The sequence below is a fragment of the Polaribacter gangjinensis genome (assembly GCF_038024125.1).
Lineage (GTDB): Bacteria > Bacteroidota > Bacteroidia > Flavobacteriales > Flavobacteriaceae > Polaribacter > Polaribacter gangjinensis.
In genome coordinates, this window is the sequence record NZ_CP150662.1 from 1279549 (window position 1) to 1296039 (window position 16491).

The 16491-nt window shown below is 30.3% G+C and carries 14 protein-coding genes; 7 read left to right on the forward strand and 7 right to left on the reverse strand.

Annotated elements, in window-relative coordinates; translation table 11 throughout:
• Positions 1-129 precede the first annotated feature (129 nt).
• The 6 genes from WHA43_RS05750 to WHA43_RS05775 all read left to right on the forward strand — a co-directional run bounded on the left by WHA43_RS05750 (position 130) and on the right by WHA43_RS05775 (position 9180).
• A complete protein-coding gene (locus WHA43_RS05750; RefSeq protein WP_105046149.1) occupies positions 130-3168 on the forward strand; it encodes a tetratricopeptide repeat protein in 3039 nt (1012 codons plus the stop codon).
• A complete protein-coding gene (locus WHA43_RS05755) occupies positions 3168-4925 on the forward strand; it encodes a TonB-dependent receptor (protein WP_105046150.1) in 1758 nt (585 codons plus the stop codon). Before WHA43_RS05750 ends, WHA43_RS05755 begins: the two co-directional genes overlap by 1 nt.
• Before the next feature lie 64 nt (positions 4926-4989).
• Positions 4990-6423 (forward strand): M20/M25/M40 family metallo-hydrolase, encoded by a 1434-nt coding sequence (locus WHA43_RS05760; RefSeq protein WP_105046151.1) that lies wholly within the window; start codon positions 4990-4992, stop codon positions 6421-6423.
• A gap of 4 nt (positions 6424-6427) precedes the next feature.
• The gene (locus WHA43_RS05765) at positions 6428-6790 is read left to right on the forward strand and encodes a DoxX family protein (protein WP_105046152.1); all 363 of its coding nucleotides are present in this window, start codon (positions 6428-6430) and stop codon (positions 6788-6790) included.
• 6 nt (positions 6791-6796) lie between these two features.
• Entirely contained in the window at positions 6797-8410 is a 1614-nt protein-coding gene (locus WHA43_RS05770) for an amidohydrolase (protein ID WP_105046153.1), read from the forward strand.
• Between the two features lie 143 nt (positions 8411-8553).
• On the forward strand, positions 8554-9180 hold the full coding sequence (locus WHA43_RS05775) for a TonB-dependent receptor plug domain-containing protein (protein WP_105046154.1): 627 nt from the start codon (positions 8554-8556) through the stop codon (positions 9178-9180).
• A gap of 9 nt (positions 9181-9189) precedes the next feature.
• On the opposite strand, the gene trpA is transcribed toward WHA43_RS05775, so the two are convergent.
• The 7 genes from trpA to WHA43_RS05810 all read right to left on the reverse strand — a co-directional run bounded on the left by trpA (position 9190) and on the right by WHA43_RS05810 (position 15730).
• Entirely contained in the window at positions 9190-9957 is a 768-nt protein-coding gene (gene trpA, locus WHA43_RS05780) for a tryptophan synthase subunit alpha (protein WP_105046155.1), read from the reverse strand.
• A gap of 3 nt (positions 9958-9960) precedes the next feature.
• Positions 9961-11145 carry a tryptophan synthase subunit beta gene (gene trpB, locus WHA43_RS05785; protein ID WP_105046156.1) on the reverse strand — a complete coding sequence of 395 codons (1185 nt, stop codon included), beginning with the start codon at positions 11143-11145 and terminating at the stop codon, positions 9961-9963.
• Entirely contained in the window at positions 11142-11738 is a 597-nt protein-coding gene (locus tag WHA43_RS05790) for a phosphoribosylanthranilate isomerase (protein ID WP_105047304.1), read from the reverse strand. Before WHA43_RS05790 ends, trpB begins: the two co-directional genes overlap by 4 nt.
• A gap of 166 nt (positions 11739-11904) precedes the next feature.
• A complete protein-coding gene (gene trpC / locus WHA43_RS05795) occupies positions 11905-12693 on the reverse strand; it encodes an indole-3-glycerol phosphate synthase TrpC (protein ID WP_105046157.1) in 789 nt (262 codons plus the stop codon).
• A complete protein-coding gene (gene trpD / locus WHA43_RS05800) occupies positions 12693-13685 on the reverse strand; it encodes an anthranilate phosphoribosyltransferase (RefSeq protein ID WP_105046158.1) in 993 nt (330 codons plus the stop codon). Before trpD ends, trpC begins: the two co-directional genes overlap by 1 nt.
• Positions 13686-13696: 11 nt before the next feature.
• Entirely contained in the window at positions 13697-14284 is a 588-nt protein-coding gene (locus tag WHA43_RS05805; protein ID WP_105046159.1) for an anthranilate synthase component II, read from the reverse strand.
• A 54-nt stretch (positions 14285-14338) separates the two neighbouring features.
• Positions 14339-15730 carry an anthranilate synthase component I family protein gene (locus WHA43_RS05810; protein ID WP_105047305.1) on the reverse strand — a complete coding sequence of 464 codons (1392 nt, stop codon included), beginning with the start codon at positions 15728-15730 and terminating at the stop codon, positions 14339-14341.
• Positions 15731-16221: 491 nt separating this feature from the next.
• On the opposite strand from WHA43_RS05810, the gene WHA43_RS05815 reads away from it, so the two are divergent.
• Positions 16222-16491: a hypothetical protein gene (locus tag WHA43_RS05815; protein WP_211290314.1), complete on the forward strand. Its 270-nt coding sequence runs from the start codon at positions 16222-16224 to the stop codon at positions 16489-16491.

Here is a 16491-nt window from a genome sequence, read left to right on the forward strand (position 1 = left end):
TTTCTATTGATTTTACCTCAATAAATCATAACAATTCTTACATTTGAAGTATTAAAATTTTATAAAATTTTACATTTATTCAAACAAATCGAATATTTATTCGTTATCCATACAACTAAATTCATTGATATGAAAAAATGCTTTTCAAAAAATCATTTGCTCACCTTCCTATTTTTATTAGTAACTGGGTTGCAGTTTTCCCAGCAATCTAGTATTGAAACGAGTATTTTAACCGATTTTACTAATGCGCTGCAATTGTATCAGAATAAAGCTTATACAGCTGCTCAAAAATCTTTTGAAAAAGTAGTAAGAAATAGTCAAGAAAACTCAAATTTAAAAGCAGATGCAGCCTATTTTGAGGCAATGTGCGCCTTAAAATTGCAGCAAACTTCAGCTGATCAAAAAATATTGGATTTTGTGGCAACATATCCAAACAGCACCAAGAAAAATCAAGCTTTTTTTAATGTTGGCAATTATTATTTCGCCAACAAAAAACCTGCATACGCCTTAAAATGGTATCAAAAAGTAAATAAAGAAGTGCTTTCGGAAGAAAACAGAAAAGAACTCAATTTTAAATCAGGATATAGTTTATTGGTTTCTGGAGATTTATCAGCAGCCAAAAATCTTTTTTTACCCTTGATAAATGATGGAAAATATGGTAATGATGCAAGATATTATTACGGATTTATTGCCTATAAATTAGAGGATTATGGCATTGCAGAATCTACTCTGAAAGAAATTGCTGACAATGAATCTTACAAAGCAGAAATTTCATATTATTTATTGGATATCAGTTTTAAATCAGGAAAATTTGAAAGATGTATTAAAGTTGGTGAGGAATTATTAAAGGATAAAAAGAGAGATGATGCTTCTGATATTTCAAAAATTGTGGGTGAAAGTTACTTCAATTTAGGAAATTATGCAGCTGCAATTCCTTATTTAAAAAACTATAAAGGGACAAAAGGAAAATGGAATAATACCGATTTTTATCAATTGGGTTATGCCTATTACAAACAAAATGACTTTGAAAATGCCATTGCTTTTTTCAATAAAATTATCGATCAAAAAAATGCTGTTTCTCAAAATGCCTATTATCATTTGGCTGAATGTTATTTAAATACTAAGAAAAAAAATGAGGCATTAAATGCTTTTAAAACAGCAAGCGAAATGGATTTTAATCAAAAAATCAAAGAAGATGCAGCTTTAAATTATGCTAAATTGAGTTATGAAGAAGGAAATCCGTTTGAAAATGTGGCTGATGTACTTCAAAATTACCTGAAAAATTATCCAAATTCAACTTCTTACAAAGAAATAAATCAATTAGTTGTGTATTCATTTATACATCAACAAGATTATGAAGGCGCCTTGAATTATTTGAAAAAGAAAAAATCAGAAGACAATACAACACTCACATTAGAGGTTTCTTTATACAGAGGAATTCAATTATTTACAGATAAAAAATACGCAGAAGCATTGCCTTATTTTACAATCAGTAAGAAATCTTTAGCGCCCGAAATTTTTCAAAAAGGCTATTATTGGGAAGCAGAAGCATTGTTCAGATTGAATAAATTTGAAGAAGCTTTGACCAAATTTTTATCTTCACAAACCTTAGAAAAAACAAGCAAAACTCCAGAACTTCAAGTAGTTGATTATAATTTGGGATACTGTTATTTTAAGCTTAATAAATATGCAGAAGCCATTCGTTCTTTTAAAATGGTGCTTCAAAAAAAGGAATTAGAAAATACCATCAAACAAGATGCAACTTTGCGTTTGGCTGATAGTTATTTTGCAATTAGCAACTTTGGTGATGCTATTAAATCTTATCAATTAGTTGTAAATGAAACCGGAATTGGAGCTGATTATGCTCAATACCAAATTGGGATGAGTCATGGTTTTAGAGGCGAAAATTTGCAAAAAATTGATGCTTTAAAAAAAGTAGTCAATAATTTTGAAAATTCTGATTTAAAAGATGATGCCTTATTTCAATTAGCAAACACGTTTACAACTTTAAAAAATTCGAAAGAAGCCCATGAAGCTTATGATCGTTTGCAAAAAAGCTACCCAAAAAGTGTTTTCATTCCAAGAGCTTTGGTGAGACAAGGTTTGTTGTATTACAATGGTAATGAAAACGGGAAAGCACTTGAAAAATTCAAGCTTACGACTACAAAATTTCCGAATTCGCCTGATGCTTTAGAGGCTGTAAACAATGCCAAAAACATTTATATAGATGAAGATAAATTGGATGATTTTGTGGCTTGGACAAAAACATTGCGTTTTGTAAATGTGAGTGAATCTGAGCTTGAAAAATCAGCTTTTACAATTGCTGAAAGAAAATATTTTGACGACACAAATAATCAAAATACCATTTTAAGTTTGACAAAATATTTGCAAAATTATCCTGATGGAGCCAATGATTTAAAGGCAAATTACTATTTGGCAAGCACCTATTTTAAAGAAAAAGAGTTTGACAATGCCATTCCATATTTTGAGAAAGTAATCAAAGCAGGACAATCAAATTTTAGTGAAGATGCCTTAGCAAAATTGTCTGAAATTCAACTATCAAAAGAAAATTATGATGTTGCAATTCCATTATTAGAACGTTTAGAACAAGAAGCATATGCTACAGAAAATGCAGCTTTTGCGCAAAGTAATTTAATGAAAGCTTATTTTTCTAAAGAAGCTTTTGAAAAATCTTTGACTTTTGCCAAGAAAGTATTATCGAAAGAGAGTATTTCTCCTACTTTAGAGCTTGACGCAAAATCTATTATCGCAAGATCTTCATTTAAATTAAATGATTTTGAAACAGCTAAAGAATATTATAAAACCATTGAAAATAAAGCAGTTGGAGAATTAAAAGCAGAAATTTTATATCACGAAGCATTTTTTCAAAATCAAGAAAAAGCGTTTGGAAAATCAAACGAAATTGTAAAAAAATTGATTGCTGAATATGCATCTTACAAATATTGGGGAGTGAAAAGTTATGTAATCATGGGAAAAAATTATTATGGTTTAAAAGATGCCTACCAAGCAACTTTTATTTTAGAAAATGTAATTAAAAATTTTCCTCAATTTGAAGATGTTGTCAGAGAAGCAAAAACAGAACTTATAAAAATTAAAGACGCAGAATCTAAAACGAATAATTCTATCAATCCACAAATTAAAAATTAATGAAAAAAGGTTTTCTAATTCTTGCATTCATAAGCGTTTTCAATGTTTTTTCTCAAAAGAAAACAACTGAAAAAGTAAAAGACACCGTAAAAACAGAAGTGGTTGAAGTTGTAACAACTTACAATCCAAAAATAGCTGATGCTAATAAAATATCTACAAATCCAAGCATTAATTTATTAGAAAAAACAAAAAAACAACCACTAAAATATACCATTTTTTCAGTGCCTGTTGCCTCTACATTTATTCCAAAAAGTGGGGTTATAAAAGGTATTGATGTTGGTGTTAAAGAAAGAATCTACGACAATTTTTTAGCAGCTGGTTTTGGAAATTATACTTCACCCTATTTCGAAACTTTTTTACATAAAAACACTCGTTTTCAGAGTGAATTTGGGTTATCAGCCAAGTACAATGCCTCTTTTGACAATATTGAAAATACGGTTTTAAATAGTGATTTTTCAAACCTCGGAATGAGTATTTTTTACAAACAAGATGAACGCTATTTTGACTGGAAAGTAACTATAAACTCAGAAAGAAATCATTACAATTGGTATGGAATTGACCAGAATTTCATTAACAATGCTACCACAAGATTTATCAATGAAAGACAAGAGTACAATTTTTTCAATGCTACTGGAGAAATGGATTTTTTAGATGCCTATGTAGATAAAAGTAATTTGTCAATCTCTTATTTTAATGATGATTTTAATAGTGAAGAAATTCTAATTGGCTTGAATACTGATTTAGACATTCCAACAAGATTTTTAAGAGAAAATGTAAAAATAGGAACCAAATTAGAGTATTTAAATGGCTCATTTGCTTCAAATTATGCAATTACAGATGTGTTGAATTACAATATTTTTACTATAAAAATTGCTCCTGAATACAACACAACCTACAAAGATTTTACTATAAAATTAGGAGCAAAAATATTTACTTCATTTGATGCAGAAAATAGTGTAACTAATTTTTTAGTGTATCCAGATGTTAAAGTTCAAAAAGCATTATTAAAAGAAAATTTACAGTTTTTTGGGGGAATTTCAGGAAATTTAAAAACTAATACGTACAAAGATTTTGTTGATGATAATCCGTTTGTTTCACCAACAATGTTTATTACACAAACAGCTGAAAGATTCAATGCTTTTGTTGGATTTAATGGTGTTTTAAACAATTCTATTAGCTATACAATTTCTGCAAGTTTCAAAAACGAACAAGACAAACCTTTGTTTATAAAAAATAATTCAAAATCCGATGGTACAACTACTTCTTCAAACGGAATTGTGTTGAGAGGTTATGAATACGGAAATTCATTTGGAGTAGTTTATGATGATGTAAAAACAACTTCGATTTTCGCAGAATTGAATTACGAGTTTAGCAAAAGACTCAATTTTGAAACGCATATTCAATTTGATAATTATACAACAACCAATCAAAACGAAGCTTGGAATTTACCCGCAATTCAAGCAAATTTCATGGCTAAATATAAAAATGAAAAATGGTATGCAACCTCAACTTTATTATTTGTTGGAAACCGAAAAGACGTTCTTTATACCAATGTTTTTCCTTCAACAACCAGCACAACTCAATCCATCCCATCTTTTTTAGACTTGAATTTGAATGGAGGATACCATCTTAATGACAAATTTACGGTGTTTTTAAAAATGAATAATATGTTAAATTCGAATTACCAACGATTTTCAAATTTTGAAGTTCAAGGATTTCAGCTTTTAGCTGGTGTTACTTATAAATTTGATTTTTAAAAATTGGTAGATTACTCTTCATTTTATTTTTTGTAGTTTTAGCAACTAAATTTACAATTCACAAATGAGAGCAATCACACTTTTAATTTTTACTTCTTTTTTGTTTTTTTCATGTGCACAAAAGCAAGAAAAAGCAATTATTTCTGATGCATTATCAGTAGAAGAAATAAAGGATTCTACAAACATCAAACAACTATTTGACAGCGCTTTAATCGAAGGAAAATCGTACGAATGGTTGCGCGATTTAACTCAAAATATTGGAGGAAGATTGTCTGGTTCTACTCAAGCTCAAAAAGCAGTTGAATGGGGTGAAAAATTAATGAAAGAAGTAGGTTTAGATTCTGTTTGGTTGCAACCTGTTATGGTGCCACATTGGATTCGTGGTGAAAAAGAAATTGCAAATTACACCATCAATGGTAAACAAAAAAATGTAGCAATTTGTGCGCTCGGTTTTTCTATTGCAACACCATCTGAAGGTATTTCTGCAGAAGTCATAGAAGTAAAAAGTTTAGATGAAGCTAGAGCTTTAGGAACTAAAATGCAAGGAAAAATTGTCTTTTTCAATAGAGCTTTTGACAACACACAAATACATACTTTTAAAGCTTATGGAGGTTGTGTTGATCAACGTGTTCAAGGCGCAGCAGTTTGTGGAGAATTTGGTGCAAAAGGCGTAATTGTTCGTTCAATGACCAATTCTATTGACGATTTTCCACACACAGGAACCATGAGTTATGTTGATTTACCAGAAGAAAAATACATTCCTGCAGCTGCAATTAGTAGTCAAGCAGCTGAAATACTGAGTGCCGATTTGAAACAAAATCCAACCTTACAATTCTACTTCAAACAAAGTTGTAAAAATTTGACAGACGCACCATCATTCAATGTTGTTGGGGAAATTAAAGGAAGCAAAACTCCTGAAAATATTTTTGTAGTTGGTGGTCATTTAGATTCTTGGGATTTAGGAGAAGGCGCTCATGATGATGGAACAGGAATTGTACAATCTTTAGAAGTGGCTTATTTGTTCAAAAAGAACAACATCAAACCAAAAAATACGTTGCGAGTTGTCTTTTTTATGAATGAAGAAAATGGCACAAGAGGTGCAAAAAAATATGCTGAATTGGCAAAACTGAATAAAGAAAATCATATTGGAGGTTTAGAATCAGATGCTGGTGGCCACACTCCAAGAGGATTTTCAATTGATGCAAATACAGCAAATACAGATTTATTGATTAGTTGGAAAAAACTTTTAGCTCCCTATGGTTTGCATGATATTGAAAAAGGAGGATCAGGAGCAGATATTAGTCCCTTAAAAAACGAAAATATTACTTTAGTTGGGTACAGACCAGATTCTCAACGCTATTTTGATTATCATCACACAAGCAGAGATACTTTTGATAAAGTTAACAAACGTGAACTAGAATTAGGAAGTGCTTCAATGGCAGGAATCATTTATTTAATGGATAAATATCTTTACAATAATACTCCTGTAAAGCCTTAATTGTATGGTAATTACAATGTTGGTATTGAAAATTATTTATGGTGGATTTTTCTGTTTTGCAGGAATAATGCATATTGTAAAACCAAATTTTTTCAAACATTTCATTCCTGATTTTTTACCTAAAAAATTGGTGAATTATGTTGTTGGAATTTTAGAATTTAGTGTTGGATTTGGTTTGTTTTTTCAAGATACCATAAAACTAGCTTCTCTTGGAATCATCATTTTATTGGTAATTTTCTTGCCTATCCATATTTGGGATGTTACTAAAAAAAGACCCGCAATTGGTTCTAAAAAAGTTGCAATTGCTAGAATTCCTTTGCAGTTTTTACTCTTATACGGAATCTATTTTGTGTATATAAACTCATAAATTATCATGAAAAAATTAAGTTTAATTATTGCTTTTTTGTTTCTTTTTATCGCTTGTCAAAAAGAAAAAGTAGATTTAATTGTCATCAATTCTAATACTTATACTGTTAACGATTCATTTGATGTTGTAGCAGCATTTGCTGTGAAAAACGGAAAATTTGTTGCTGTAGGTTCCAATGAAGAAATTCAGAAAAAATATCAATCTGATAATTTAATTGATGCTCAAAATCAAACCATAGTTCCTGGTTTGATTGATGCTCACTGCCATTTTTATAGAATGGGTTTACAACAACAAAAAGTAAGTTTAGAAGGTACCAAAAGTTATGATGAAGTATTAGAAAAATTAGTTGCTTTTCAAAAAGAAAAAAATGCCACTTTTATTACAGGTCGTGGTTGGGACCAAAATGATTGGGAGGTAAAAGAATTTCCAACAAAAGACAAACTAGATGCGTTGTTTCCAAAAATTCCTGTAGCAATTAGAAGAGTTGATGGTCATGCACTTTTGGTAAATCAAGCTGCCATTGATTTAGCAGGAATTGATGAAAACACCAAAGTTTCGGGTGGTGAAATCATCGTAAAAGATGGAAAAATGACAGGAGTTTTAATTGATGCTGCTATGGATTTTATCAAAATTCCTGAGCCATCAAAACTAGAAGCTATTCAAGGTTTGCTTGATGCACAAAAAATTTGTTTTTCTTACGGTTTAACAACAGTTGATGATGCAGGAATTGACAAAAATACGATTGAATTGATAGATAGTTTACATCAAACTAATGATTTAAAAATGCGGATTTATGCCATGATTTCAGGAGATAATCAAGCACAAATTGACTACTACATCAACAAAGGAATTTACAAAACTGATAAATTAAATGTTCGCTCATTTAAAGTGTATGGTGATGGCGCTTTAGGCTCAAGAGGCGCTGCAATGCGCAAATCGTATTCAGATAGAGAAAATCATTTTGGTGCATTAATTTATGCCCCTGAAAGATATCGTGAAATTGCAAGACAAATTGCTGCTTCAGAATTTCAAATGAATACACATGCAATTGGAGATTCAGCAAACACTTGGCTATTAAAAACGTATAAAGAAGTGTTGAAAAACAAAAAAAATAGTCGTTGGCGAATTGAGCATGCACAAATAATCTCTCCAGAGGATTTCAAAAATTTTGATAATATTTTACCTTCTGTGCAACCTACACACGCAACTTCTGATATGTATTGGGCACAAGACAGAATTGGAAAAGAACGCATGAAAGGAGCTTATGCTTTTAAAGATTTATTAAACGTTTACGGCAAAATAGCCTTAGGAACTGATTTTCCAGTAGAAGAAGTTAATCCGTTTTTAACATTTTATGCAGCAACTATTAGAAAAGACAAAGCAAATTATCCTGAAAAAGGATTTCAAATGGAAAATGCATTATCAAGAGAAGAAACACTGAAGGGAATGACAATTTGGGCAGCCTATTCCAATTTTGAAGAACATGAAAAAGGCAGTATTGAAGTGGGGAAATTTGCAGATTTCGTGATTTTAAGTCAAGATATCATGAAAGTTGAAGGAAAAGAAATTCCAAAAACTAATGTTAAATCAACTTTTTTACATGGAGAAAAAGTCTATTAAAATTTAAAATACGCTTTAAAATCTGACTTTATTTGTAGTTTTTTTAAAAATTAACAAAATTTGTATTTAAAAAAAATCATAATGCAGTATTTTTACCTAGTGTAAATTAATATCAATTTTTAAAAATATAAATTTTCTCAATCATGAACATCCTTAAAAAAACATTTCTATTTGCTCTGATTTTATTATCAGCAATAACTTTCTCTCAAGAAAAAGACGAAGACATCAAATTAACAATAACCGTAAAAGATTTCAACAACAAACCTATTCCTGGGGCAATTATTTTAATTAATAACAAAAAGCAAAATAGAACAACAAATGAAAATGGAAATTTTAAAATATCTTCTAAGATTGCTCCAGATGAAATAGCCGCATTTTTTCCAAGTATTGGAATAAAAAAAATAAAATATAAAGGAGAAACTAACCTTGAATTAGTTTTAACTGAAAACAAGGATTTTAATCTATTATCTGAAAATACTAATTACAAAAATGACAATCCAATACAATACAGAAATATTTACGATTACCTAAGAGGTAAAGTACCAGGTGTTAATATAGATTCTGAAAACAGAATTATTATTAGAGGTTATAATTCTATTAATGGCAGTAGAAATCCTTTGTTAATATTAAATGGAAACCCTATAGAGCAAGATGCATTTAGTAATATAGTAACTACTGACATTAAATATATTAAAGTATTAAAAGGAACTGAAACCTCAGCTTATGGCTCAAGGGGCGCAAATGGAGTAATTATTGTTCAAACACTTTAAAATAATTATTTATTTTTTAATAGACAATACAAATTCATCAATTTTAGCAACGCTATTTTGTTCTAAAAAATTAATAAATGCTGAACCAATGATTGCACCATTGGCATACTCACAAGCTTTTGAATATGTTTTATTGTCAGAAATTCCGAAACCAATTACCAAATTACTTTTTAAATTCATTTGTTTAATCCGCTCGAAATAATCAATTTGCTGTTTAGAAATTTCGCCTTTTGCACCTGTAATTGAACTTGAAGCTACCATATAAATAAAGCTTTTGGTGTAATCATCAATTTTTTTGATACGTTCTTCAGTAGTTTGTGGTGTAATTAAAAATACGTTTGTTATGCCATAAGCATCAAACAATTCTTTATAGTGATTTTCAAATTCAACCATTGGTAAATCTGGCAAAATAACCGTATCAATTCCACATTCAACTATTTTTTGACAAAATTTATGTTCACCATATTTTAGCATTTGATTTAGATAACCCATCAAAACTAGTGGTGTTTTATTCGTGTTTTTGATAGACATCAATTGTTCAAAAACAATATCTAAATTGATACCATTTTGCAATGCTTCATGACTACTTTTTTGAATAGTTGGACCATCTGCTAAAGGATCAGAATATGGCAAACCAACTTCAATAAAATCAACTCCCGATTTTTCTAATTCTTTAATAATTGTAGTTGTATCTGCTAATTTTGGAAATCCTGCTGTGAAGTAAATGGATAAAATTTGCTGACTTTTATGTTGAAAAATTCTCTTAACTGAATTCATTGATTACTCTTTTAAATGTTTGATAAAAGTTTCTAAATCTTTATCACCTCTACCTGATAAATTAATCACAATCACTTGGTCTTTTTTCAAAGTCATTTTTGGTAAAACTGCCAAAGCATGAGCCGTTTCTAGAGCAGGAATAATTCCTTCAATTTTTGTCAATTCGTAAGCTGCATCCAAAGCTTCTTGATCAGTTGCGTTCATAAATGTTGCTCTGCCACTTTCGTATAAAAACGCGTGCAAAGGACCTACTCCAGGATAATCTAATCCTGCTGAAATGGAATAAGGCTCCACAATTTGTCCATATTCATCTTGCATTAAAATGGTTTTACTCCCGTGAATAATCCCTACTTGACCTAGTTGAGAGGTTGCTGCACTTTCACCAGAATTTACGCCCAAACCTGCAGCTTCCACAGCAATTAATTCAACCTCTTCATCATCCATATAATGATAAAATGCCCCTGCAGCATTACTCCCACCACCAACACAAGCAATAATGGTGTCAGGATTTTCATTACCCGTTTTTTCTTTCAATTGCCATTTCATTTCTTCGGAAATGACAGCTTGTAAACGCGCAACCATATCAGGATGAGGATGTGGACCGACCACAGATCCAATTAAATAGAAAGTTTCAGGATGTTGAATCCAATAACGAATTGCTTCGTTTGTTGCATCTTTTAGAGTTTTTGAGCCACTTGTTGCAGGTACTACTTTTGCACCTAACATTTTCATTCTTGCAACGTTTGGAGCTTGACGCACTATATCTTTTTCGCCCATAAAAACGGTACAATCTAATCCCATTAATGCACAAACTGTGGCTGTTGCAACTCCATGTTGACCAGCACCAGTTTCAGCGATAATCTTTGTTTTACCCAATTTTTGAGCAATTAAAATTTGTCCAATAGTATTGTTGATTTTATGAGCTCCTGTGTGATTTAAATCTTCTCTTTTCAAATAAATTTGAGCACCATATTTTGCGGATAAACGTTTTGCAAAATACAAAGGGCTTGGACGTCCCACAAAATCTTTCAATAAGGATTTGTATTCCTTTTGAAATTCTTCTGATTCAATAATTTGGATGTAATTATCCTCCAATTCTTTCACATTTGGGTACAATAATTCTGGGATAAATGCTCCTCCAAATTGTCCGAAATAACCATTTTTGTCTGGTTGATATTTTGATGTCATAATATGTGTTTTTTGAAGTTTTTTATCTCTTCAATATTTTTAAATCCTGGTTTACTTTCAAATTTACTATTGATATCAATACCATAAATTGGCAATGTTGAATTGGTAATCTCTCTTATTTTCTTAACATCTTCCAAACCAATTCCTCCACTTAAAAAAAAAGGTTTTTCAAAAGGATATTTTTCTAAAACGCGCCAATCAAACTGAATTCCATTCCCTCCTTTTTCATCGCCTTTGGTGTCAAATAAAAAATAATCTACCACTTCTAAATATGGTTTTAAAGTTTCAAAATAAAACGAATCTTTGATACTGAAAACTTTGATAATTTCAACTTTTGGTAAATGACTTTTCAATTCTTTGATATAATCAACAGATTCATCTCCATGTAATTGAACAGCTTCTAACTGATATTCTTCTAATAATGAAACTACAATTTCTATATATTCATCAACAAAAACACCTGTTTTTTTGATGCTTTTTGATAATGTTGGAATGATTCCTTCAAAATTTCTTTTTGATTTTTCATAAAAAATAAATCCTAAATAATCAGGTTGCAATTCAGCAACTTGAAGGATGTTTTCCGTGAATTTCATTCCACAAACTTTTAATAAAAGCCCCCTTCCCCCCAAAGGGGGAAATCCTGAAATTTCTGATTTATTTACTTCTTTATTATTCAAAATTTACTATTCATTAATTTATCGTAACTCTATTTCTTTTAAGCATGAGTTCCTTCCCTTTGGGAAGGTTAGGATAGGCTTATTATTTTATTTGGTTTATAAACTCCAAACAAGCTTCTCCTGGATTTTCTTCTTTCATAAAATTTTCACCAATCAAAAATCCTTGAAATCCGTATTCTTTTAATCCTGTAATAATTCTTGGATCAGAAATTCCACTTTCTGAAACTTTAATAGAACTATCAGGAATTTGACTTGCCAATTTAATGGAATGTTCTAAATCAACTTCAAAAGTGTTTAAATTTCGATTATTGATTCCGATAATTTTATTGTCTAAATCACCAATTTTATCCAAATCTTCTTGAGTATGCACTTCATACAAAACTTCCAACCCCAATTCTTTAGCAAGAATTCCGTAATTTTTCAATTCTAAAGGAGTTAAACAGGCTGCAATCAACAAAATAACATCAGCACCAATGGCTTTTGCTTCCACAATTTGAAATCCATCTACAATAAAATCTTTTCTTAAAATGGGTTTTTCTTGATTGATAACTCTTGCTTCCATCAAATCTGCCATAGTTCCTCCAAAAAAAGACAAATCTGTTAAAATAGATTGTGCAGCAACATTGGCATCTAAATAACCTTGTGTAACTTCGGTAATACTCACTTTGTCATTGATGATTCCTTTTGATGGAGATTGACGTTTGAATTCGGCAATAATTCCAGTAGAATTCAAATCGAGTAAGGATTTTTCTAATGAAAAAACGTCTCTGTTAAAATTTGGACTTTCTATTAATTTTTTCAAAGGAACTTCTGCTCTGATTTTTGCAACTTCCTTTTTTTTGAATGCGATGATTTTATCGAGAATAGTCATTATCTTATACTTACTAATTTATCTAAGGTTGATTTTGCTTTTAATCCAAAAAGCGAATTTTTTGCTTCTTCTAGAGCTGTTTCAAAAGTTTTGGTTTCATCTACAATTTGCAGGGCAAAAGCAGCATTTGTTAACACTACATTATTTTGTGCTTCTGTGCCATTTCCATCTAAAATTGTTTTGAAAATTTTTGCAGCATCTGCTACTGAATTTCCTCCAAAAATGGCTGTTTGCGGAACTTTTCTAAATCCTAATTCTTCTGGAGAAATCATTATTTCTCCTGTTTTTCTAAAAATTTTGAAAGCACTTGTCAATGAAATTTCGTCATAACCATCCAAAGCATGTACAATTCCGTAGTTGCAATTTTCATCTTGTAAAATATAATGATATAAACGTGCAACTTCTAAATTATAAGTTCCTAAAAAATGATTTTTTGGCGAACTTGGATTTACTAAAGGTCCTAAAATATTGAAAAATGTTTTCAAAGCCAACGCTTTTCTTGTGGGCCCAACTGCTTTCATGGCTGGATGAAATTTGGGTGCGTGTAAAAAACAAATATTTGCTTTTTCTAGTTGATTTTTTAAAATGCTTTCATCATTCGTAAATTCGTATCCAAAACTTTCTAACATATCTGAAGAGCCAGATTGCGATGACAAAGAATAATTGCCATGTTTGGCAACTTTTTGTCCTGTTCCTGCAACAATAAATGAGGTTATTGTTGAAATATTGAACGTATTTTTTCCATCTCCTCCAGTTCCAACAATATCAATCGTATTGAAATCAGAAAAATCAATTTTTATAGCCAATTCTTTCAACGCATCACGAAAACCAGCCAATTCATCTACAGAAATTGGTCTCATCATAAAAACTGTCATGAAAGATGCTAAGTGAGTTTCATTGAATTTTTCAGCAGCAATATCTTTCAAAACCTGTTTTGCTTCCGATTTTGATAAACGTTCGTGATTGTATAGTTTGTTTAGAATTTCTTTCATTTTTTTACTCGCTATTGGCTTTTAGCTTTTTGACTTTCAATAAAATTACGAACCAACTGTTCACCAACATCTGTTAAAATTGACTCAGGATGAAATTGAACTGCTGAAATTGGAAAATGAATATGTTCTAATGCCTGAATTCCACCATCTTCATCTCGAGCTGTAACTTTCAATTCCTCTGGAAATCCTTCATCAGTTGCTGCCCAAGAATGATATCTTGCTGCCATAAATTTTTCAGGAACATCTTTAAAAATGGTAGCTGTTGAATCTGTAACTGTCATTTCTGTTGCAACTCCATGAAAAACATCGTCTAAATTGATGATTTTTCCTCCAAAAACTTCGGTAATTGCTTGCAATCCTAAACAAACTCCAAAAATCGGTTTTTTTCCTGAATAAGTTTTAATAACTTCTTTTAAAATTCCGGCTTCATCAGGAATTCCTGGACCTGGAGACAACACAATCATGTCAAATTTTCCAACATCTTCAATACTAATTTCATCATTTCTAAAAACTGATGGAAATTTACCAGTGATTTTTTCAACCATATGAACTAGGTTGTATGTAAAGGAATCGTAATTGTCTAAAATTAATATGTTCATTTTTTTACTTTTAGCTTTTGGCTTTTAGCTTTTAGCAAATGGCTAATAGCTGATTTATATTTTCTCCGCTAAAATCAGCGCTTTTTTTAGAGCTGCTAGCTTATTATTTACTTCTTGTAGTTCTTTTTCTTCATCAGAATGAATCACAATTCCTGCTCCTGCTTGATAATACAACACGTTATTTTTACTTACAAAAGAACGAATTGCGATTGCCAAATTCACAGAACCATCCAAACCAATAATCCCAACTGCACCACCATAAAATCCACGAGATTGATTTTCATAGGTATCAATCAATTGCATTGCTTTGTATTTTGGAGCACCACTCAAGGTTCCTGCAGGAAAAGTATCCCCCACAATTTCTATGGGATTTCCTTTTAATTGCCCAGAAACAGTAGAAACCAAATGAATTACATGACTAAAATATTGGATTTCTTTAAAAACCTCTACTTCAACATTATCAGCATGTTTACTCAAATCATTTCGTGCTAAATCAACCAGCATTACATGTTCAGCAGTTTCTTTTTTATCTGCAGCTAACTTTTTTCCTAATTGAATATCTTGCGCCATATCACCTGTTCTTCTGAAAGTACCTGCAATTGGATTAATGATGGCTTTTCCTTTTGAAATTTTAATTTGGGCTTCTGGTGATGAACCCATCAATTTGAATGAACCATAATCAAAATAAAATAAATATGGTGAAGGATTTATAGAACGTAAAGCTCTGTAAACATTGAATTCATCTCCTTTGAATTTTTGTTGAAATTGACGTGATAAAACCAATTGAAAAACATCTCCACGTTTGCAATGCGATTTTGCTTTGACTACATACTCTTTGAAATCTTCATTGGTACAATTGGAAGTTTCCTCATCAACAGTTTCAAATTTTTGAGTATTAAACGCTTGAGCATCAATGATTTTTTGAATTTCTTGAATACGAGATTCTTGATCTGATTCAATATTTTCAATCAACATCATTTCATCATTAAAATGATTGATGGCAATAATAAATCTGTAAAAGCTATATTGTAACAACGGAATTGCAGAAGGTGCTTCCTTTACATTTAATACAATATTTTCAAAATATTGAACGGAATCATAGGTTGTATAACCATACAATCCGTTGAAAGATTTCAATTCATCAGGACAATCTAAACTGATTTTCTTGCTGTAATTTTCAAAAAGTTGATTGAAATTTTTTCCTATTTTTTCATTAGACAATACTTCTTCCTTATAAGAAAAACTCAAACAATGATTTTTAGCTTGAATTGTAATCAGAGGTTCAATACATATAAAAGAGTAACTTTCTTCTTTGCTATGATAATCAGAACTTTCTAATAATAATGTATTTGCATATTTGTCACGAAAACGCAAATACAAGCCTACAGGCGTTATAGTATCTGCAATTTTTGTTTTAAAAATGGTTTTAAATTGAATTTTTTTCATCATTTCATTGAATTGATTTCAATATCATTAAAAAAAGGCTTATCGTGAGATAAGCCTTTTATATATTTTTAAGTATAGGATTTTTTCTCACTTAGTTAGTTAAGAGAGTTCCACCACCATATGTTTTTTTGATTCTTCATTGAGCAACAAATGTAGAAAGGGTTTTTTAGTTGCACAAATTTTATGATGATTTTTTTAAGTTTCTTAACACTTTCTTAAATTATAAATTTTTTAATTACAAATTATAACTTATTTCAATATTTTAGTTATATTTTATAATCATTTATAGACTTTTAATTTACATTAATCATAATATATTGGTCATTTGCATTTCAAAACATGTGTTTGATTTGAATTTACTGAATTAATCTACGCACCAATGATTTTTTATTAAAATTGTTGGTGTGTTTTATTTATAGAAAGTTTAATCACTCATAAAACTTTTGTAGTTTTGACCCGGAATTAAAAGATAATTTAAATAAAATTGACTGATGAGTAACTTAATGACTGTTGATATTTTGTCGAGTATCAAAGGCGCAAAACCTTCTGAAACTGTATCTAAATTGTTTGATGTTATTAAAAATGCCAATTCATCATCATCCAATTTTAGCTCAAAAAATCATCAAAATGCAGTTTCATTGGAACAATTAAGAGAAGATGTCATCATAGAAAGTAGCGATTTAGAGAAAAAAATTATCATTGAAAACTTTCCAAAAGAAAAAAATGGATATTTAGTGGTATCCAAAGTTATTGAAGAATAA

Excerpts from the sequence above, each read along its gene's own strand:
- WHA43_RS05760 (WP_105046151.1), top strand. The coding sequence starts at position 4,990 with ATGAGAGCAATCACACTTTTAATTTTTACTTCTTTTTTGTTTTTTTCA.
- WHA43_RS05765 (WP_105046152.1), top strand. The coding sequence starts at position 6,428 with ATGGTAATTACAATGTTGGTATTGAAAATTATTTATGGTGGATTTTTC.
- WHA43_RS05790 (WP_105047304.1), bottom strand. The coding sequence starts at position 11,738 with ATGAAATTCACGGAAAACATCCTTCAAGTTGCTGAATTGCAACCTGAT.
- WHA43_RS05750 (WP_105046149.1), top strand. The coding sequence starts at position 130 with ATGAAAAAATGCTTTTCAAAAAATCATTTGCTCACCTTCCTATTTTTA.
- trpD (WP_105046158.1), bottom strand. The coding sequence starts at position 13,685 with ATGAAAGAAATTCTAAACAAACTATACAATCACGAACGTTTATCAAAA.
- trpC (WP_105046157.1), bottom strand. The coding sequence starts at position 12,693 with ATGACTATTCTCGATAAAATCATCGCATTCAAAAAAAAGGAAGTTGCA.
- WHA43_RS05810 (WP_105047305.1), bottom strand. The coding sequence starts at position 15,730 with ATGAAAAAAATTCAATTTAAAACCATTTTTAAAACAAAAATTGCAGAT.
- WHA43_RS05805 (WP_105046159.1), bottom strand. The coding sequence starts at position 14,284 with ATGAACATATTAATTTTAGACAATTACGATTCCTTTACATACAACCTA.
- WHA43_RS05770 (WP_105046153.1), top strand. The coding sequence starts at position 6,797 with ATGAAAAAATTAAGTTTAATTATTGCTTTTTTGTTTCTTTTTATCGCT.
- WHA43_RS05775 (WP_105046154.1), top strand. The coding sequence starts at position 8,554 with ATGAACATCCTTAAAAAAACATTTCTATTTGCTCTGATTTTATTATCA.
- trpB (WP_105046156.1), bottom strand. The coding sequence starts at position 11,145 with ATGACATCAAAATATCAACCAGACAAAAATGGTTATTTCGGACAATTT.
- WHA43_RS05815 (WP_211290314.1), top strand. The coding sequence starts at position 16,222 with ATGAGTAACTTAATGACTGTTGATATTTTGTCGAGTATCAAAGGCGCA.
- trpA (WP_105046155.1), bottom strand. The coding sequence starts at position 9,957 with ATGAATTCAGTTAAGAGAATTTTTCAACATAAAAGTCAGCAAATTTTA.
- WHA43_RS05755 (WP_105046150.1), top strand. The coding sequence starts at position 3,168 with ATGAAAAAAGGTTTTCTAATTCTTGCATTCATAAGCGTTTTCAATGTT.